Genomic DNA, 18,947 nt, shown 5'->3' with positions numbered 1-18,947 from the left:
GCGCTCATGCGGGACAAGAAACGTGCGGATATACCCGAAGGATCGGAAAGCCCGTTGAACTCGGCCATCTCGGCGCGGGACAGATCCGTGGTGAAAATGGCGACCGAAGCGGTGAAGCACAAACAATGCAAGCTGGCGTTCCAGCCGGTTGTGCAGGCCGACCCGCCATATGCTGTCGCATTCTACGAAGGCTTCATCCGGGTTCTGGACGAAACCGGGCGGGTGATCCCGGCGCGCGAGTTCATGCCGCAGCTGGAAAACACGCCTTTAGGCCGGGAACTGGATTGCATCGCACTGGAACTGGGGCTGCGTACGCTTGCCCGAAACCCCTCGATCCGGTTGTCCATCAACATGTCGGCCCGGTCGATCGGGTTCTCGCGCTGGACCCGGGTGCTGGACCGCTTTCTGAAACGCGACGCGGGTCTGGGGGAGCGGCTGATCCTTGAGATTTCCGAACAATCCGCCATGCAGGTGCCCGAGCTTGTGATCGACCTGATGGACCGCCTGCAGGAACGCGGCATCGCCTTTGCGCTAGACGATTTCGGTGCCAGCGATTTCAGCTTTCGCCATTTTCGCGAGTTTCTGTTCGACGCGGCAAAGATCGACGGACAGTTTATTCGGGGGATCAGCGAACAGCCTGACAATCAGGCGCTGGTCCGCGCTTTGATCGCTGTCGCGCGGGAATTCGAGATCCTGGTGACCGCCGAATCGGTCGAAAACCAGGCGGATGCCGCGTTCCTGACCGCCAGCGGCGTCGATTGCCTGCAGGGATTTCTGTTTGGCGCGCCCGCGGTTTCACCCCCGTGGAAGCAGGAAAAGAAATCCAAAACAGGATCTTAGGCAAAAACCCGCTCGCGACAGCAAATCCTGTCCAACGCTGAGACAAGCTGTCCGTTGCTGCAATTGCAGCATTGCGGTATTGCAAAAGGTGCTGGAGCGGGGAACTTGGGGCGCTCTTGTACTGTCAGAGAGCCTCTCTGCCACCTGCGCCGTCAGATTTCCCTTTGGACCATGACGGTAAAGGACTGATTATATGACCAACGTAGTAATCGCATCCGCCGCACGCACAGGCGTCGGCAGCTTTAGCGGTTCGTTTGCGAACACCCCTGCACATGATCTGGGCGCTGCCGTCCTGGAAGCAGTCGTAGAACGCGCCGGAGTAGAGAAGGGCGAAGTAAGCGAAACCATCATGGGTCAGGTGCTGACCGCCGCTCAGGGCCAGAACCCCGCCCGTCAGGCGCATATCAATGCCGGCCTGCCGCAGGAAAGCGCGGCTTGGGGCATTAACCAGGTCTGTGGCTCGGGCCTGCGCGCGGTTGCGCTGGGGGCTCAGCACATTCAGCTAGGCGATGCCGACATCGTTGCTGCCGGTGGTCAGGAAAACATGACCCTGTCGCCCCACGCCGCCGCCCTGCGCGCCGGTCACAAGATGGGTGACATGAAATATATCGACACGATGATCCGCGACGGTCTGTGGGACGCCTTCAACGGCTACCACATGGGCCAGACCGCCGAAAACGTCGCCGAGAAATGGCAGATCAGCCGCGATCAGCAGGACGAATTCGCCGTTGCCTCGCAGAACAAGGCCGAAGCGGCTCAGAAAGCGGGCAAGTTCGCGGATGAAATCGTGCCCTTCACCATCAAGACCCGCAAGGGCGATATCGTGATGGACAAGGACGAGTACATCCGCCACGGCGCAACCATGGAAGCCATGGCAAAGCTGCGCCCGGCCTTCACCAAGGACGGCTCGGTCACGGCGGCAAACGCATCTGGTCTGAACGATGGTGCGGCAGCAACCCTGCTGATGTCGGCCGAAAACGCCGAAAAGCGCGGGATCGAGCCTCTGGCCCGTATCGCGTCTTACGCCACAGCTGGTCTGGACCCGTCGATCATGGGCGTCGGCCCGATCTACGCCTCGCGCAAAGCGCTGGAAAAAGCGGGCTGGTCGGTTGACGATCTGGATCTGGTCGAGGCGAACGAAGCTTTCGCCGCACAGGCCTGCGCCGTGAACAAGGACATGGGCTGGGACCCGTCCATCGTAAACGTCAACGGCGGCGCGATTGCCATCGGCCACCCGATCGGCGCATCCGGCTGCCGTGTCCTGAACACGCTGCTGTTCGAAATGAAACGCCGCGACGCGAAAAAGGGTCTGGCGACCCTGTGCATCGGCGGCGGCATGGGCGTCGCCCTGTGCGTGGAGCGCGACTAAGTGCGTTGACACCCAAATAGAAAAGGGCGCTCTACCAGCGCCCTTTTTTGTTACAATCGAAGCATATCCGTTAGATGCGACAATATCGCCAAACAGAAAGTCGAAAACGATCACGAAACGATATTGCGCACCAATCTCCCTCAGAGTAACAGAATTACCAAGACGACTAAATTTGGAGGATTCCTAAATGGCACGTACAGCACTCGTAACCGGCGGCTCTCGCGGCATCGGCGCAGCAATTTCCAAGGCGCTCAAGGCCGAAGGGTACAATGTTGCGGCCACCTATGCAGGAAATGATGAAGCCGCCGCGAAGTTCACCGAAGAAACCGGCATCGCCACCTATAAATGGAACGTCGCCGACTATGACGAGTCCAAAGCGGGCATCGAAAAAGTAGAGGCCGAGGTCGGCCCCATCGACATCGTTGTGGCCAACGCAGGTATCACCAAGGACGCGCCGTTCCACAAAATGACGCCCGAGCAGTGGCACCAGGTCATCGACACCAACCTGACCGGCGTGTTCAACACCGTTCACCCCGTCTGGCCCGGCATGCGCGAGCGTAAGTTCGGCCGCGTGATCGTCATCAGCTCGATCAACGGCCAGAAAGGCCAGTTCGCGCAGGTGAACTATGCCGCGACCAAAGCGGGTGATCTGGGCATCGTGAAATCGCTGGCGCAGGAAGGTGCACGCGCGGGCATCACCGCCAACGCGATCTGCCCCGGTTATATCGCAACCGAAATGGTGATGGCGGTACCCGAGAAGGTGCGTGAATCGATCATCAGCCAGATCCCTGCTGGCCGTCTGGGTGAGCCGGAAGAGATTGCCCGCTGCGTGGCCTTCCTGGCCTCAGACGAGTCTCAGTTCATCAACGGCTCGACCATCTCGGCAAACGGCGCGCAGTTTTTCGTCTAAACCCGAAGCAGTGCAACAAAATCGGGCCGGTCCTTTTGGGCCGGCCCTTCTTTATCCCGTAAGCCCGCGCGCGCTGCGGTCAGCGGGAACCGAATAGCCAACCCCAGACCTGATGGACCATCTTGCTGCGTTCTTCATGCGCGCGACGGATCGCATCCTGAACAGACGGGTTTGTCGTCATCTCGATCATGGCATATCCCCTTTGGCTAAAGCTGAACTTGACTTGCCTTCAACATGGCGTTTGATTTCAAAACGTACAAACGAGAGTTTTCGACGGTTCGGACAAGAAATTCTTAAGCGACATGAGCGACAGACTTCCCCCTCTTACCGCCTTACGGGCCTTTGACGCCGCCGCGCGCCATATGTCTTTTGCCAAGGCAGCGGATGAACTGAACGTGACCCCCGCTGCGCTGTCCTTCCAGATCAAATCGCTGGAGGAGCATCTGGGCCACCCCCTGTTCAAACGTCTGAACCGCGCGGTGGAACTGACCGAAGCTGGCAAAGCGCTGGCCCCCGGCGCGGCCGAAGGCTTTGCCGCGCTCAAATCCGCATGGGCCGCGACGCGCAGATTGCAGGACAACACCACGCTTACGGTCACGGCTGGGCCTGCCCTGACGGCGAAATGGCTGGCCCCACGCCTTTATGACTTTGCCCGCGCCCATCCGGAGATCGACCTGAGATTCTCGGCCACCTTGCGCAATATGGATCTTGAGCGGGACGATGTGGATGTCGCAATCCGCTTTGGCTATGGCCAGGATGACGGCTTGTATTGCCTGCCCGTGCGCAAGGAATGGCTGACCCCGGTCATGACGCCGGAGCTGGCCGAGCAATTCACGACGCCTGAAAGCCTGCGCGATGCGCCGCTGATCCATGACGATTCAATCGCGTTTCTCAAGCCGCCCGCCGACTGGCCCACCTGGTTTCGGGCGTTTGGTGTTGATTTCACGCCGACCCATGGCGCGCATTTCTCGAACGCGGATCACGCGATTGATGCGGCGGTGGCGGGGGTCGGTGTTGCCTTGGGTCGGCGCGCGATGATCATCAAGGACATAACCGAAGGCCGGCTGGTCGCGCCGTTCAAAACCGCCATTGAAACCAAGGGGCGGTTCCGGTTTCTGTGCCTGCCCGGTGCGGAAAACCGGCCACAGATCGCTGCATTCCGCGATTGGTTCGCGGCCGAGATTGAAAAGACCGCCCATATCTCGGATGAATTCACGATCATTCCTGTAGAAGACGTATCCCCGAAATGACCAGAAATCGCGCCACTGCCATCGGATTTATCGCCGTCCTGCTTTGGGCCCTTCTGGCGCTGTTCACGGTTGGCTCGGCCCCAACGCCGCCTTTGTTGCTGAACGCCATATGCTTCAGCATCGGCGGGTCCCTGGGGTTGATATGGACATGGCGGTCAGGCGGCTTTTCCAAATTGCGCAGCATCAGTTGGAAGATCTACGCTTTCGGCACGGTGGGCCTGTTCGGCTATCACGCGCTGTATTTCTCGGCCCTGCGCATGGCCCCTGCGGCCGAGGCGGGGCTGATCGCCTATCTCTGGCCCTTGCTGATCGTTCTGTTCTCGGGGCTGCTTCCCGGCGAGCATTTGCGCGCCGGCCATCTGATCGGGGCCTGTCTGGGCTTTGCCGGGGCCGCGCTGATCATCACCGGTGGCGGCAGCGCGGGTTTTCAGGTCGACCACCTGCCCGGATACGCGCTGGCCTTCCTCTGCGCGCTGACTTGGTCGGGTTATTCGGTTCTGTCCCGCAGACTGGGTGAAACGCCGACAAGCTCGGTTGCGGTCTTCTGCGTGCTGACGGCGATCGCGTCATGGGCGCTGCACTTTGCGCTGGAAACAACCGTCTGGCCGGGTACGACGCTTGGCTGGGCATCAACCCTGGCCCTTGGTCTGGGGCCGGTGGGGCTGGCGTTTTACGTGTGGGATATCGGGGTCAAACAGGGTGACATACAAATGCTGGGAACCAGCTCATACGCGGCGCCCTTGTTGTCCACCGTGGTTTTGGTACTTGCCGGGATCGCCATGCCGACATGGACATTGGCGATCGCGGCTTTACTGATCACCGGCGGTGCGTTGATTGCGGCACGCGCCAGCCTGAAAGGTTAAGTTGACAGGCGCTCGATCTCTTCCTTGAGCTTTAGTTTTTGCTTCTTGAGCTGGGCGATATGGAGATCATCGATGCCTGGCGAGCGTTGGGCTTGTTCCACTTCGAGACCGAGAGATTCGTGCTTCTTCTTCAGTTCCGTCAGATGTGCGCTCACGCTCATGGCGATCCTCCTTGGTTGCGAGTGTATATGTCACGTAAGAAGTTGAGCACATCGTTTCCACCCTGTCACGCTGCAGACGCACAGATTCTGTAATAAATCCGACAAATTCGGCTGGTCATTGCCTAAGGCTGTGAAACGGACCCAACGCAGCCCCGTCCCGAAGGGCCGCGGAAACATCCGGGGTGTAGCTTTCCCCGTCCTTTTCGTGCCGCGCGCCCATATGCAAGATCAACGGCGCATGCAGGCGAAACGCGGCCCGGCCGCCTTTGCGGGCGCGCAAAATCACCAACTCAGCCTCGCGGCCCGCGCGTGCCGCAAGCGGCAGCACCTCGACCGACCCAAGCTGATCCTGACAGGCCATCAGCATGTCCGGCAGGCGGTCGGCCTTTTGGACCATGTGCAGATAGCCACGCGGAGCCAGCCGTCTGGCTGCCACGTCGATCCAATCAGCCAGAGGCGTTTCCTCGCCCAAGGCCACGCTGCGCCCGGTATCTGTGGCCGGGCTATGGGCACCGGCGCGGTAATAGGGTGGATTCGCGATCACATGGTCGAAATGGCGTTGTTTCAAATCCACCGGAAGTGCGGACAGATCGGATGTCACCACATCCAGCACGATATTGTTATCGGCGGCATTACGGCGGGCCAAATCCGCATAGGCCGGTTGCAGTTCGACCCCGCACATCTGCAAACCAGGCACCCGCGCGGCCAGACACAGGATCGCAGCCCCTGCCCCGCATCCAAGCTCCAACACCGATTGGCCACTGGTTGCAGGCACCGAAGCGGCCAGCAAAACAGGGTCTACACCGGCGCGATAGCCTTTTGTCGGCTGCCAAAGGCGCACCCGACCGCCCAGAAAATCGTTCCGGCTTAGTTCATGGTCGGCGAAACCTGTCATCGCCCCAGCGGGATCTCATTGTCGCGCATCACCCGTTCGGCGCGGGTCAGGTCATCGGCCCGCACCATCAGGCGGCGGGGGAAGATTCCAATGCCGCCTTCGAGGATGCTCATATTTACGTCCATCTGAAAGCAGTCTATATCCTCGCCTTCAAGAAGAGCGGATGCAAAGGCCAGGATTGTCGGATCGGTGCTGCGCAATAGTTCTTTCATGGGGATGGATGTAAGGGCAAGGCAGGACAGAAGTCGAGCCTTGTATCAGGAGTGTGATGGACGTCAGCACAATCTCGAAACCGCATGAGCGGCTCGCCGAAATTCTGAGCGCTGAGATGGAGGCGGTGAATACGCTGATCCAGACGCGGATGGCATCAGAGCACGCGCCCCGCATCCCCGAGGTCACCGCGCATCTGGTCGAAGCGGGCGGCAAACGTCTGCGCCCGATGCTGACATTGGCGGCAGCGCGGTTGTTTGGGTACACGGGCGAGCATCATGTGCGTTTGGCCGCGACGGTCGAGTTCATTCACACCGCGACCCTGTTGCATGACGATGTGGTCGACGAAAGCGCCCAGCGACGCGGGCGGCCCACGGCCAACCTGCTTTGGGATAATAAGTCCAGCGTTTTGGTGGGCGATTATCTGTTCTCTCGCAGCTTTCAGTTGATGGTCGAAACCGGATCGCTGCGCGTTCTGGACATTCTGGCCAACGCTTCGGCCACGATTGCCGAAGGTGAAGTACTGCAAATGACCGCCGCCACCGATCTGGGCACCGATGAGGGTGTTTACCTGCAGGTCGTGCGCGGCAAGACAGCGGCGCTGTTTTCAGCCGCGACCGAGGTAGGTGGCGTCATCGCCGGGGCCTCGGACCCGCAGGTGCAGGCCTTGTTCGACTATGGCGATGCGCTGGGTATCGCCTTCCAGATTGCCGACGATCTGCTGGATTATCAGGGCGACAGCAAAACAACCGGCAAGAATATCGGCGACGATTTCCGCGAGCGGAAGCTGACCCTGCCGGTGATCAAAGCAGTCGCACAAGCCACAGCGGATGAGCGTGCTTTCTGGGAGCGCACCATTGAAAAGGGCCGCCAGCAAGACGGCGATCTGGACCATGCGCTTGGCCTGATGGACAAGTACCAGACGCTTGAAGCTACCCGCCAGGATGCGTTGGGATGGGCCAACAAGGCCAAGGCTTCGCTGGACGCGTTGCCGGATCACGAGGTTCGCACCCTGCTGCGCGATCTGGCGGATTACGTGGTGTCGCGGCTTAACTAAGCCGGGTCGCGCGGCACCACCAATCGGGATGGGCCGCACCGATCTCATAGGCTGCGAAATGGGCCGCCTTCATCGACGGAAAAAGCGCAAAGCAGGTCGAGCCTGAGCCGGACATTCGCGTCAGCAACACATCGCGCGTGGCCGCCAATTCCTCTAGCACCCGCCCGATTTGTGGGGCAATGGCCACAGCGGGACCTTGCAGATCGTTTCGCTGGGCGGACAACCAATCGGCGCACGCCCCAATGTCGCCAAACGCAGGAATATCATCCGGCATCCCTGGATTGTCGCGGGTGCCCATGGCCTTGAAAACAGACCCCGTTGGGACTTCAACGCCGGGATTCACCAGCAATGCAGGCAACACAGGCAGGACCATCGGCGCAACCTGCTCGCCAATCCCGCGCATCCGGGACGCTTGGGCAACCATGCAAACCGGAATATCTGCACCAAGCGAGACTGGCAGGTCCGAGGGGATTTCGATGCCCTGACCCGCCGCATGGCGCAGCATGGCCGCGGCGTCAGATGAGCCACCGCCGATCCCGCCGCCATGCGGCAGGACCTTGTTCAACGAAACATGGCCCGTCCACCCCACAGCCTCGGCCGCTTTCCAGATCAGGTTGCGATTGTCGATGGGAACGCCTGTCGCATGCTCTCCGGCAACCGAGATCGACAGGTCAGGCCCCGGCGCAAATTCCAACTGATCCCCCACATCCGCGAAAGCCACAAGGGAATCGAGCAGATGATAGCCATCCGCGCGCTGGCCGGTGACATGCAGGGTCAGATTGATTTTGGCGGGCGCGAAGGCCTCAGTTGCCATTGGCGACCTTCAATGGATCAGCGCCTTCCTCGGCCAGAACCACATCCAGCCCAACCTCAAGCTTGCGGCGGATGCGTTCGGGATCGGCCTCGCTGTCGGTATCTTCGGCGTCGATGAACGACAGCGCCCGTTTCCACTGAAACTCGGCCTCGCGGGCGCGGCCAACGGCCCAGTAGACATCGCCCAGATGGTCATTGACCACCGGATCGACCGGCATCAGTTCAACGGCACGCTCCATATGCTCGACCGCTTCGTCATAGCGGCCAAGACGGAACAGGACCCAACCCAGACTGTCGACGATATAGCCGCTGTCCGGGCGCGCAGCCACGGCGCGTTCGATCATGTCCAGCGCCTCGTCCAGCTTTTCGCGCCGTTCGACCAGCGAGTAGCCGAGATAGTTCAACACTTGCGGCTGATCGGGGTTCAATTCCAACGCGCGCCGGAAATCGGCCTCGGCCTGATCCCATCGCTTGAGACGCTCGTGCGAGATCCCACGGGCATAGTGCAGGAACCAGTTGCCGCTGGATTCGGTTTCAGTCAGGTCAATGGCCGTGTCGTAGGAGTCTACCGCCGCCGCGTAATTCTCTTCCCGGCGCTGAATATCCGCCAGCGCGACATGAACGCCCGGCAGGTCGGGCTTTTGCGCGGCCAGATTCTGCAGCACTTCGATGGCGGCATCCGTTTTACCCGACCGGCCCAGAACCTCGGCCCGACCCAGTTCAGCGGCGTGATGATCATTGCTGTCTGCGGGCACCTGACGATAGGCATCCACCGCCAGATCGTATTGGTTCAGTTCGTCCAGCAACTCGGCACTCAGCAGAATGGCATCGACGTGATCGGGACGCAGGAAACTGGCCATGCGCGCGTAAAGCAAGACATAGTCGGGCGATGCTTCGGCATTCAGCGCCGCCCCGACCGAGAAAAACACCTCGGCCATCCCATCACGCGCGGATTGCACATGGGTGAAGGGCAAGGTCTCACCGGCTGTCAGACGGCTGATGTAGTCTTCGATGGACGGATCGCTGCCCGCCGCAAAGACGTCGTCCAGAAACGCCAATGCGTCGGCGTTGCGGTCCAGTTGTGACAAGACCTCGACCCGCGCCATCGCAGCACGGCGCGAGAATTGCGCGATTGCACCGTCATTTTCCGCAAAAATCGCCTCGGCCCCTTCGAAATCCCCGATCGAGGCCAGCGCCATGGCTTTGTGGTAAAACGCAAACTCGCGCAGTCCGTTTTGGGTCGAGACTGTATCGAACTGCTCCATCGCTTTGGTCATCTCACCCTGACCCAGATAGGCCCAGGACATCATCAAACCATCGACCAATGGCCCAACACCCTGAGTTTCAGGATCGCGGGCCAACAGTTCGGCCAGATTATCATCGGCGATCAGGTTGGCGGCGACCACCATCCGCGCAGCCTGACTGGGCAGGTTCGCCTCTTCAATTGACTGCGCAACGGGCAAGGCGCGCTCGATCTCACCCAGCGCAAGCCGTGCGACGACAACGCTTTCCAGAAGCAGCGCGTTCTGGGGGTCGAATTTCAGTGCCTGAGCATAGTATTTCTCGGCCGCCGCATAATCGCTTTCATAGATCGCCTGACGCCCAGCCAGATAAGAGCCTGCGCCTGTATCCGCAGACACCGGAACCGCAACGGAAGAAGAGAGCAACACGGCCAATACCGTGCGACGAACAATGGAAATCACCAAAAGCCTGCCTTGCTGTCATTGACTGGGCGATAAGCTAGGGCCTTGGCCAGCAAGAGGCAATGGCAGAGCCTTCACGACCCTGCCAGTGCCCATCTTTTTGCTTACATGTTGGGATAGTTCGGGCCATCCCCACCCTGCGGCGTGGTCCAGGTGATGTTCTGGCTGGGATCCTTGATGTCGCAGGTTTTGCAATGGACGCAGTTCTGGAAGTTGATGACGAATCGCGGACCGTTTTCATCCTCGACCATCTCGTACACGCCCGCGGGGCAGTAGCGCTGCGCCGGTTCGTCGAACTTGGGCAGGTTGACCTTCACCGGGATCTCGGGGTCGGCCAGGCGCAGGTGGCAAGGCTGGGCTTCCTCGTGGTTGGTGGCCGCGAAGGACACGTTGGTCAGGCGGTCAAAGGACAGCGTGCCATCGGGTTTGGGATAATCGATGGGCTTGTGCTTGCTGGCATCTTCGGTGGAATCCGCATCGTTCTTGCCGTGGCCCAGCGTGCCGAACAGCGAAAAGCCCAGCGTGTTGGTCCACATATCCAGACCGCCCAGCATCAGCGAGGCGGTCAGACCCCATTTCGACCACATCGGCTTGACGTTGCGCACCTTCTTCAGGTCGCTGCCGATGGCACCATCGCGCACGTCGGTCTCATAAGCGGTCAGCTCATCCCCCGAACGGTCGGCCTTGATGGCGTCGAACGCCGCTTCGGCTGCGGCTTTGCCCGACAGCATGGCGTTGTGGTTGCCCTTGATGCGCGGCACGTTGACCATACCCGCCGAACAGCCCAGCAGCGCCACGCCCGGCGCGACCAGCTTGGGCATCGACTGATAGCCGCCCTCGGTGATCGCACGGGCACCGTAAGCGACGCGCTTGCCGCCTTTCAGCAGCTCGGCCACCATCGGGTGATGCTTGAAGCGCTGGAATTCCATGTAGGGGTACAGGTGCGGGTTCTTGTAGTTCAGGTGAACCACGAAACCGACATAGACCTGATTGTTTTCAAGATGATAGATGAAGGAACCGCCACCTGCGTTGCTGCCCAAAGGCCAGCCCATGGTGTGGGTGACGCTGCCTTCTTTGTGCTTGGCGGGGTCGATCTCCCAGATCTCTTTCATGCCGACGCCGTATTTCTGCACTTCCTTACCGGCCTGCAGGTCGTATTTGGCGATGACTTCCTTGGACAGCGAACCGCGCACACCTTCCGACAGGAAGACATATTTGCCGTGCAGTTCCATGCCCGGCTCGGTGTTCGGACCATAAGAGCCATCCGCTTCCAGACCAAAGACACCGGCGACCACGCCTTTGACTTCGCCATTGTCGCCATAGACCAGCTCGGAACAGGCCATGCCGGGGAAGATTTCCACGCCCAGCTCCTCGGCCTGCTCGGCCATCCAGCGGCAGATATTGCCCATCGACACGATGTAGTTGCCGTGGTTGTTCATCAGCGGCGGCATCGGGAAGTTGGGGATGCGGATCTGACCGGCTTCGCCCAGCATGTAGAAATTGTCTTCATGCACCGGCACGTTCAGTGGCGCGCCTTTTTCCTTCCAGTCCGGGATCAGCGCGTCCAGCCCGCAAGGGTCAAGCACCGCGCCCGACAGGATATGCGCACCCACTTCCGAGCCTTTTTCCAGAACAACAACGTTCAGGTCGGCATCAAGCTGTTTCAGACGGATGGCCGCAGACAGACCCGCAGGGCCAGCGCCCACGATCACTACGTCGTATTCCATCGCTTCGCGTTCAATCTCGGCCATCGCGGGCTCCTTAGCTAACTTTCCGAATTGGCGCTTTCACTGCGTGGTCTGCGCAATTTTGTTTCACGGGTGATTACCCGGTCCGAAAGACCTTGGTCAATCAAAACACGGCGTAACATTGCTGCAATGCGGCAGTTATGTATCCGGAGCGTCCCCCATCAGGTATCTGGGACCGCTACCATGGGACTTGGCCCGGTCATCAGGATTGTAAAGCGCGCATTTCGGCAGGCTGAGGCAGCCACAGCCGATGCACCCGTCCAGATTGTCGCGCAACCGCATCAGAGTATCGATTCGCTGATCCAGCCGGGCGCGCAGGGTGATGCTGATATCCTTCCAGTCCTGCGGCGTGGGCGTGCGGTTGCCGGGCAGGCCGGACAGAACCTCGCGAATTTCCGGCAGGGTCAGGCCGAACTGCTGCGCAATCATCACAAAGCTCAGCCGTCTTATGTCGGCCCGCTGATAGCGCCGCTGCCCGCCTGCGTTGCGCCAGGGTGCGATCAGGCCCTGCGCCTCGTAATACCGGATGGCTGACACCGCCAACCCCGTGCGCCGGGCCAATGCGCCAATTGCCAGCCCTTCGGAAACCGCCATAGAACCCTCGCAAAAAATATCTTGACCTAAAGTTAGGTTTAGTAATTACGCTGAGTCGTGACAAGCAACAAATTCGCAAAGGAGATCCCATGATGGCGACGCTTGAACACACCAATTTCACCGTCCGCGACCCGCAGGCCTCGGCGGCTTGGATGCAAAAGGTCTTTGGCTGGAAGACCCGCTGGGAAGGCCCCGCCATCGCGGGCGGCTATACCGTTCATGTCGGCAGCCAGCACACCTATCTGGCGCTTTATGCGCCCAGTGACCCGAAACCCGCAGGCGAAAGCAGCTATGACATCGTCGGCGGGCTCAATCACGTGGGCGTTCTGGTCGAAGACATCGACGTCACCGAAGCCAAGGTGCGCGAGGCCGGGTTCACACCGCATAACCACGCCGATTACGAACCGGGCAGACGGTTCTATTTCGACGATGACAACGGCATCGAGTTCGAAGTGGTGCAATATGATTGATATGCTGTGGCTTTGCACCCCTTCGCGCCGCTGGCGGCGCAACAAGCCCCCTGATCACCGTCACAGGCGCGAACCGGTTCCGCCTGAACGGCGCTAAGTCGCGAATCGAACGCTGACTGCCCCTTGGCCTCTTGCAATTCACGCCCCATTTGGGTCAGGTACTGAACGACCCATCATTCGCCCCGACGCTTTCCCTGCGGCGGGGCGGCTCAATTTATGCGTGGACCACAAGACTATGGAAAAGATTCCAATGACGCCTGCGGGCAATGCCGCGCTGGCAGCAGAGCTGAAAAACCTCAAATCCGTCGAGCGTCCGGCGATCATCGAAGCCATCGCTTCGGCGCGGGAACTGGGTGATTTGAAGGAAAACGCCGAATACCACTCGGCCCGCGAAAAACAGGGCTTTATCGAAGGCCGTATCAAGGAACTGGAAGGCATCCTGTCGCTGGCCGACGTGATCGACCCTGCCAAATTGTCCGGTGCGATCAAGTTCGGCGCCAAGGTCACGCTAGTCGATGAAGATACCGACGAAGAAAAGACCTGGCAGATCGTCGGAGAGTATGAGGCCAATATCGAAAACGGCCTGCTGAATATCAAATCGCCCATGGCCCGCGCCCTGATCGGCAAGGACGAAGGCGACAGTGTCGAGGTTCGCACCCCCGGTGGTGTGCGGTCTTACGAAGTTCTGAGCATCGAATACGCCTGACCGGAGCGTCTGATATGTCGGGGACCCAACCTGACCAGGAAACCGAACGGCCAACCTCTCTGGGCATCTATGATCGCCCCGAGCGGACGGGCGTGACCTCGATCGAAATCGCCGCAGGTGTGCTCAGCGTCATCTGGCTGGTGGTGTCGGTTGTGTTTCTGGTGCTGCCCGACCAGAACGAAGGCAGCGGGTTCATCGTGACCTTCCTTGCGGTGTTCATGCCGGTGGCGATGATCTGGGTTGCGGCCACGGCGATGCGGGCCAGCCGTGTGATGCGCGAGGAAAGCGCGCGGTTGCAGACAGCGATTGACGCGATCCGACAAGCCTATGTTCTGCAACAGCAGCGGGCGGCCAGTTCCGTTGAGCCTGCGGCTGCCAAGAAACTGGACGAAATCGCCGCTGCCACGAAGAAGGCCGAGGATGCTCTGGCCACCTTTTCGACCAAACGGCGAGAGCCTGCGTCGGGCGGCCAGCCCACGCTGGCTCCGGGCGATCAGACATCTTTGGCGCTTGGCACCACCGCCGAAGATATCGCGCCGCCACTGACAACCGACACCTTTATCCGCGCCCTGAATTTCCCCGAGACCGAGAAAGACACCGAAGGGTTCAACGCCTTGCGAATGGCGTTGAAAGATCGGAAAACCGCACAACTGGTGCAGGCCTCTCAGGATGTTCTGACCCTGCTCAGCCAGGAGGGCATCTATATGGACGACCTGCGCCCCGACATGGCGCGGCCAGAAATCTGGCGGCAATTTGCCCAAGGCGCGCGCGGGCGGTCCGTTGCGGCCCTGGGCGGGATCCGGGACCGGTCTTCGCTGGCGCTAACCGCCGCGCGGATGAAACAGGACCCGATCTTTCGGGATGCTGCCCATCACTTCCTGCGGCGCTTCGACAACATGATTGTCGAGTTTGAACTTGATGCCAGCGATGCTGAACTGACCGCGCTTGGCGACACCAGAACGGCACGGGCCTTCATGCTGGTGGGCCGCGTTGCGGGGACCTTCGACTAGGGTCAGGACCCTAGGCGGGCGAAACCGCCCAGCTCATCTTGGTGGCGCGGCTGAACCCGAACAGATGGCGGAACGGACCGGTTTTCTCATAACCCACCGGTTTGAAACCTTCGCGTTCGTACAAAGCCTGCGCGCGCGGGTTGGTGTCGATCACGTCCAACTGCACCTCGGCCATGCCCCTGTTGCGCGCCTCGTCCTTGATCGCGGATAACAGCATCGTCCCGACGCCCTGCCCGCGCGCCTCGGCGGCAACAAAGATGCCGTCCATCTGAAACACGCCGGGTTTCAGGTCCCGCTCCAGCACGCTCAGCACCATGCCGCGCCACAGCGCGCCAAACCAGCCATAAACGCGCGCGAGGTCCGACAGACTTCCGCCCGCCAACCCGCCCTCGGTCGTCTTGAACCCCGCAAGGCCCAGCAACCGGCCAGACGAATCCCGCGCGACCAATGCAAAGTCCGGGGCCAGCGCGCGTTCGAAAAAGGCCAGCCCCTTGTCATCGGGGCCCATGACCTTGTGCAGTTTGGCTGCAAATGCCTGCCAGAACAGGGCTGCGGCCTTGGATCGTTCCGCCTCGGTAAATCCTTGCGAGACGATTACGGTCATAGCCCGAAACTGCCATAGGGAATGAACCGCACCGGATCGCCCGGCTGGATGTGCCGTGCGCCGTCTTCGATTTCGACCAGCCCCTCGGCCCAGCTGAGCCCGCTGATCCGGCCCGACCCTTCCGAGTGAAAGACCTCGACCTTGCCCTCGCGCAGGCGCGCGCGCAGGTATTCGCGGCGACCGGGTTTCTTGCGCTTCTCAAACGCGGCAGGCACGTCGAAGCCTTGCGGATCGATCCAGCCCTCGCCCGACATCAGGCACAGGGCCGGGCGGGCAAAGATCAACGTGCAGACCATCGCGGCCACGGGGTTGCCGGGCAAGCCAAAGACCGGCGTGTCCGACCACATGCCCAGCGCCAGGGGGCGTCCGGGTTTCAGCGCAATCCGCCATTCCTGCATCGCGCCCGCTTCGCGCAACAGGGCCGAGACGTGATCCTCATCCCCCGCCGATGCGCCGCCACTGGTCAGGATGGCATCGGCCTGTTCTGCCGCCTCATCCAGCCGCGCGCGCAACACATCGCGGTCGTCTGCCACGCGACCCATATCGACGGGCTCAAACCCCATCCGCTCCAACAAGGACAGCAACATCGGGCGGTTCGCATCGAAAATCTGACCCGCACCCACAGCATCGCCCGGCTCGACCAGTTCATCACCGGTGGACAGAACCGCGACGCGCAGGGGTTTGCGAACGGGAACCTCGGCGATACCGACGGCGGACAGCAGCGCCATATCCGCCGGTGTCACCCTGCGCCCGGCGGGCAAGGCGGTGTCACCCTGCGCAACATCCTCGCCAGCGCGGCGGGTGTTTGCGCCCTTTTTTATGGGCCCGTGAAAGGCGATAAAGCCGTCCTGAACGGTCACATCCTCTTCCAGAACAACGGTATCAACACCTTCGGGCAACGCAGCACCGGTCAGAATGCGCAGCGCATGGCCCGCAGGCACGGACCCGTCAAAGGGGATGCCCGCAGCCGCGCGGCCCTCGGTCAGGGGCATCACCTGCGCGCCGTCTGCGGCGGGACCTGCAAAGCCATAGCCGTCCACCGCCGTATTGGGTTGCGGTGGGTTCGAGCGTTTTGCCACTACATCCTCGGCCAGAACCCGACCCATAGACTGCGCCAAGGGCACCGTCTCAGCCCCCGTTACCGGTCGCAACCGATCCCGCAACAGCGCCAATGCCTCATCCACCGGGGTCCAGTTCACGCCCGCGGGCAAGGCGAAACAATCGTTCCGCAATGGCGGCGGCGCTATGGTCGGTTTGTTTTGCGGTACACCCAAAATCCACCCCTCCTCTGGGGCCGTGACAGTCAATTGCTCTGCCAATTCCTGATCCGTCAAGCGCGACAGTGTCAATGCGACCTGTTCAACCTGCCATGCATCCTTGATCCGATCCGGCGGAGCCTTCCCCAACTTGAGCGAGGGCCATATCTCGACAAAAGCCACGGGCCTGTCCAGCGGTTGAAACGGCCAGACGGCGATCTTGCCCGCATAAGCGTGCCGCAAACGGTTCAGAACCGGCAGGCCCATCATCACCTGACCGCCCACCGCGCCCGCCCCGGCCATCTGCCAACAGGTGAAACTGCCTTTGGCCCGCGTCTCAACAATGCGGCGATCCGGGAACGGGTTGTGATAGTCCTGTTTGGTGCGCGGCAATCCATCAACCTCGCGCCGCAGGGCGTTCATCCAGAACGGACCTTTGCCGCCAAACCGACGGTTGATCCGCCCCGCCAGATCGAAGCGGTTGTTGGCGGTCGGAGAATCCTGGATCTGCGCCCCGAACCAATCCCACAAAGCCAAGGGGTCACTTGTCCCCGTAACCGCCTTGGCAAAGCCATTGGGGTAGCCAAAGGGAAAATCAAAGCCCAGGAGCAAGCGGCGACCTTCGGCCAGTTCGGTCTCGATCAGCCTGCGCAACCAGTCCTCGGCGACCTGACGGTTGCGCAAATAGTCCAGCGCCTGCACGGCATCCTCGCGCACCACACAAGCCCAGATCGCGTCTTTGCGCGGGCGCGGTCCGGTATCGTTACCACCCGACCAGTCCACCATCGCAAAGCTGTCGAAAAGGCTCACAAACCGACCTCGGACAGGATGAAATCCGCAATTGCCTTTGTGTCGTTCAGGTCGAAAACAGGGCGATCCAGGTCCAGAGGCGTATCGCTGGCAACCGCGCGGATCGTGTCGTCTCGGGTCGCGATCAGATCATTGCCTGGCTCAGCGCGGAAGGCTTCGACCTTGGGGTGACGCTCGCGTTTGTAGCCTTCGATCAGCACCAGATCGACCGGCGACAGACGCGCCAGCAGAGCCTCCAGCGAAGGTTCCGGCGCGCCGCGCAATTCCTGCATCAGGGCCACGCGCTGGCCCGAGGCCAGCAGCACCTCGCTGGCGCCCGCCATTCGGTGACGGTGACTGTCGCGCCCGGGCTGGTCGACATCAAAGGAATGATGCGCATGTTTGACGGTTGAAACGGTGAACCCGCGCCCGGTGACCTCGGCCACCAGCCGCTCCATCAACCCGGTTTTGCCCGCGTTTTTCCAACCGGTGACGCCGTAAACCCTCATGCCTGCTCCAACAGTTTTCGGGCCAGCGCCAGATCGTCGGGCGTATTGACGTTGAAGAACGGATCAAAGGGGTCAGCCGGAAACAACGCCTCGCGCCCGTTGTGCTGATCGGTCCACAGCACGACCTTACGCAGCCCATCGTTCAACGCCGCACGCAGATCATCGCGCAGCGCCACCGGCCAGAGGCCAAAAGTCGGGTGCCGGTTCACCCGCTTGCCGCCGCCGGATTTCAACGCCTCCTCACCCGTGCGCGGCGTCGTCGCCAACACCAGCGGATGCGTCTGCCCCTGCGCTGTGGCGGTCAACCGATCCACCAGATCGCGTGGGAAAAAGGGCGTATCTGCGGCGGCTGTCACGATACTGTCCGCGCCCTGCTCGGCCGCCCAATCGAGCCCGGCCAGAACGCCCGCCAATGGACCGGCAAAACCCTCGATCGTGTCCGGCAGGACCGGCAAGTTCAGATCAGCGAACCGTTTGGGGTCGCCATTGGCGTTGAGGGCAAGATGATCGACCTGCGGAGACAGCCGCTCGATAACATGAGATAACAGGCTTTGCCCCCCGATTTCCAACAGGCCCTTGTCACCACCCCCCATGCGGGTTGCTAGACCGCCTGCGAGGATAACGCCGAGGGGGCGGATCAATTTGTCTTCTCCGTAGAACGCCAGTTTTCGACTGTTTTTGGGAAGGTCTTAGCCTCTTCTGTACTCAACAGTTTTTTGGGCAGAACATACACGAAGGCACCTGCGTAAAAGAAAAACCCCGCCCTATCTTCGACGACTTGCTCAACAGCATGCCAAGACACATTCCAAGTTACGTGAGGTGACCGCATATCCAAACCTTCTGGCGAGAACATAAAGTCAGTTCCACCGCTGTAAATCGGCGAGGCCAGCATCTGTCGGACTTTCAGCCTTTTGGAAGAACGTTCCGCAAAATAGAGTACTCCAGCTCCAATCACCCCTCCGGAAACAGGTGCAAAAAGACCTTGTGTAAGAGGTAGAGTACCAAGCGCACGAAACACTATGAAAGCAACAACAATTCCGCCAACAACAGCCAAAATTCCTCTTGATGCATCCAAAGCCAAGTAGCCCCAATAAGCTCCTTTCCCGCTATAATTTTGCCTGCAAGGGCCCATGGCTCTAATAAGAGTTTTGTCGTCTATTTGTTCCGACAAATGGAAATTGTATGTCAAT

Annotated in this window: 21 protein-coding genes; 9 read left to right on the top strand and 12 right to left on the bottom strand. The window is 60.6% G+C overall.

The genetic code is table 11. From position 1 onward, the window contains the following. Positions 1 to 6 precede the first annotated feature (6 nt). The 5 genes from ACR0MO_RS17720 to yddG all read left to right on the top strand — a co-directional run bounded on the left by ACR0MO_RS17720 (position 7) and on the right by yddG (position 5,232). Positions 7 to 840, top strand: a complete 834-nt coding sequence (locus ACR0MO_RS17720) for an EAL domain-containing protein (protein ID WP_170522196.1) — start codon at positions 7 to 9, stop codon at positions 838 to 840. A gap of 193 nt (positions 841 to 1,033) precedes the next feature. Then, positions 1,034 to 2,209: an acetyl-CoA C-acetyltransferase gene (locus ACR0MO_RS17715; protein ID WP_170453157.1), complete on the top strand. Its 1,176-nt coding sequence runs from the start codon at positions 1,034 to 1,036 to the stop codon at positions 2,207 to 2,209. Between the two features lie 187 nt (positions 2,210 to 2,396). Continuing rightward, positions 2,397 to 3,119 carry an acetoacetyl-CoA reductase gene (gene phbB, locus ACR0MO_RS17710; RefSeq protein WP_170453158.1) on the top strand — a complete coding sequence of 241 codons (723 nt, stop codon included), beginning with the start codon at positions 2,397 to 2,399 and terminating at the stop codon, positions 3,117 to 3,119. A gap of 302 nt (positions 3,120 to 3,421) precedes the next feature. Further along, positions 3,422 to 4,369 carry a transcriptional regulator GcvA gene (locus ACR0MO_RS17705; RefSeq protein WP_480892567.1) on the top strand — a complete coding sequence of 316 codons (948 nt, stop codon included), beginning with the start codon at positions 3,422 to 3,424 and terminating at the stop codon, positions 4,367 to 4,369. Then, the gene (yddG, locus tag ACR0MO_RS17700; protein ID WP_480882274.1) at positions 4,366 to 5,232 is read left to right on the top strand and encodes an aromatic amino acid exporter YddG; all 867 of its coding nucleotides are present in this window, start codon (positions 4,366 to 4,368) and stop codon (positions 5,230 to 5,232) included. The genes ACR0MO_RS17705 and yddG overlap by 4 nt, the downstream gene beginning before the upstream one ends. Here the strand turns inward: yddG and ACR0MO_RS17695 are convergent. The 3 genes from ACR0MO_RS17695 to ACR0MO_RS17685 form a co-directional block, all read right to left on the bottom strand. Next, positions 5,229 to 5,393, bottom strand: coding sequence for a DUF465 domain-containing protein (locus tag ACR0MO_RS17695; RefSeq protein WP_170453161.1), 165 nt, complete (start codon positions 5,391 to 5,393; stop codon positions 5,229 to 5,231). The genes yddG and ACR0MO_RS17695 overlap by 4 nt on opposite strands. A 115-nt stretch (positions 5,394 to 5,508) precedes the next feature. Continuing rightward, a complete protein-coding gene (locus ACR0MO_RS17690; RefSeq protein WP_480882275.1) occupies positions 5,509 to 6,288 on the bottom strand; it encodes a tRNA1(Val) (adenine(37)-N6)-methyltransferase in 780 nt (259 codons plus the stop codon). Beyond that, positions 6,285 to 6,500 (bottom strand): putative signal transducing protein, encoded by a 216-nt coding sequence (locus tag ACR0MO_RS17685; protein ID WP_037316655.1) that lies wholly within the window; start codon positions 6,498 to 6,500, stop codon positions 6,285 to 6,287. The genes ACR0MO_RS17690 and ACR0MO_RS17685 overlap by 4 nt, the downstream gene beginning before the upstream one ends. A 56-nt stretch (positions 6,501 to 6,556) precedes the next feature. On the opposite strand from ACR0MO_RS17685, the gene ACR0MO_RS17680 reads away from it, so the two are divergent. After that, positions 6,557 to 7,555 (top strand): polyprenyl synthetase family protein, encoded by a 999-nt coding sequence (locus ACR0MO_RS17680; protein WP_170453163.1) that lies wholly within the window; start codon positions 6,557 to 6,559, stop codon positions 7,553 to 7,555. On the opposite strand, the gene ACR0MO_RS17675 is transcribed toward ACR0MO_RS17680, so the two are convergent. From ACR0MO_RS17675 to soxR, 4 genes are all read right to left on the bottom strand, one after another. Beyond that, positions 7,548 to 8,369, bottom strand: coding sequence for a 4-(cytidine 5'-diphospho)-2-C-methyl-D-erythritol kinase (locus tag ACR0MO_RS17675; RefSeq protein WP_170453164.1), 822 nt, complete (start codon positions 8,367 to 8,369; stop codon positions 7,548 to 7,550). The two genes, ACR0MO_RS17680 and ACR0MO_RS17675, sit on opposite strands and share 8 nt — an antisense overlap. Continuing rightward, a complete protein-coding gene (locus tag ACR0MO_RS17670) occupies positions 8,359 to 10,074 on the bottom strand; it encodes a tetratricopeptide repeat protein (protein WP_480627021.1) in 1,716 nt (571 codons plus the stop codon). The genes ACR0MO_RS17675 and ACR0MO_RS17670 overlap by 11 nt, the downstream gene beginning before the upstream one ends. A gap of 101 nt (positions 10,075 to 10,175) precedes the next feature. Then, positions 10,176 to 11,822, bottom strand: a complete 1,647-nt coding sequence (locus ACR0MO_RS17665) for an electron transfer flavoprotein-ubiquinone oxidoreductase (protein ID WP_170453166.1) — start codon at positions 11,820 to 11,822, stop codon at positions 10,176 to 10,178. Between the two features lie 135 nt (positions 11,823 to 11,957). Beyond that, positions 11,958 to 12,413: a redox-sensitive transcriptional activator SoxR gene (gene soxR, locus ACR0MO_RS17660; RefSeq protein WP_170453167.1), complete on the bottom strand. Its 456-nt coding sequence runs from the start codon at positions 12,411 to 12,413 to the stop codon at positions 11,958 to 11,960. Positions 12,414 to 12,502: 89 nt separating this feature from the next. Between soxR and ACR0MO_RS17655 the strand changes: the two genes are divergently transcribed. The 3 genes from ACR0MO_RS17655 to ACR0MO_RS17645 all read left to right on the top strand — a co-directional run bounded on the left by ACR0MO_RS17655 (position 12,503) and on the right by ACR0MO_RS17645 (position 14,599). Further along, entirely contained in the window at positions 12,503 to 12,883 is a 381-nt protein-coding gene (locus tag ACR0MO_RS17655; protein WP_170453168.1) for a VOC family protein, read from the top strand. 235 nt (positions 12,884 to 13,118) lie between these two features. Further along, positions 13,119 to 13,589, top strand: coding sequence for a transcription elongation factor GreA (gene greA, locus ACR0MO_RS17650; RefSeq protein WP_170453169.1), 471 nt, complete (start codon positions 13,119 to 13,121; stop codon positions 13,587 to 13,589). Between the two features lie 14 nt (positions 13,590 to 13,603). Beyond that, on the top strand, positions 13,604 to 14,599 hold the full coding sequence (locus ACR0MO_RS17645; RefSeq protein ID WP_480892564.1) for a hypothetical protein: 996 nt from the start codon (positions 13,604 to 13,606) through the stop codon (positions 14,597 to 14,599). Between the two features lie 10 nt (positions 14,600 to 14,609). Here ACR0MO_RS17645 and ACR0MO_RS17640 read toward each other — a convergent pair whose 3' ends face one another. The 5 genes from ACR0MO_RS17640 to ACR0MO_RS17620 are packed head-to-tail and all read right to left on the bottom strand — an operon-like array spanning position 14,610 to position 18,946. Further along, on the bottom strand, positions 14,610 to 15,203 hold the full coding sequence (locus ACR0MO_RS17640; RefSeq protein ID WP_480892561.1) for a GNAT family N-acetyltransferase: 594 nt from the start codon (positions 15,201 to 15,203) through the stop codon (positions 14,610 to 14,612). Next, complete coding sequence (locus tag ACR0MO_RS17635; protein WP_480892559.1) at positions 15,200 to 17,269, bottom strand: molybdopterin-binding protein; 2,070 nt, start codon at positions 17,267 to 17,269, stop codon at positions 15,200 to 15,202. The genes ACR0MO_RS17640 and ACR0MO_RS17635 overlap by 4 nt, the downstream gene beginning before the upstream one ends. Then, positions 17,266 to 17,757, bottom strand: a complete 492-nt coding sequence (mobB, locus tag ACR0MO_RS17630; protein WP_170453172.1) for a molybdopterin-guanine dinucleotide biosynthesis protein B — start codon at positions 17,755 to 17,757, stop codon at positions 17,266 to 17,268. Before mobB ends, ACR0MO_RS17635 begins: the two co-directional genes overlap by 4 nt. Further along, positions 17,754 to 18,398 carry a molybdenum cofactor guanylyltransferase MobA gene (gene mobA, locus ACR0MO_RS17625; RefSeq protein WP_480627025.1) on the bottom strand — a complete coding sequence of 215 codons (645 nt, stop codon included), beginning with the start codon at positions 18,396 to 18,398 and terminating at the stop codon, positions 17,754 to 17,756. The genes mobB and mobA overlap by 4 nt, the downstream gene beginning before the upstream one ends. Continuing rightward, a complete protein-coding gene (locus ACR0MO_RS17620) occupies positions 18,395 to 18,946 on the bottom strand; it encodes a YcxB family protein (protein WP_480627026.1) in 552 nt (183 codons plus the stop codon). The genes mobA and ACR0MO_RS17620 overlap by 4 nt, the downstream gene beginning before the upstream one ends. Position 18,947: the final 1 nt, after the last annotated feature.

Source organism: Ruegeria sp. K5, from assembly GCF_056531805.1.
Note: the sequence above shows the minus strand (reverse complement) of the source record. Positions and strands in the feature narration are given on the sequence as shown.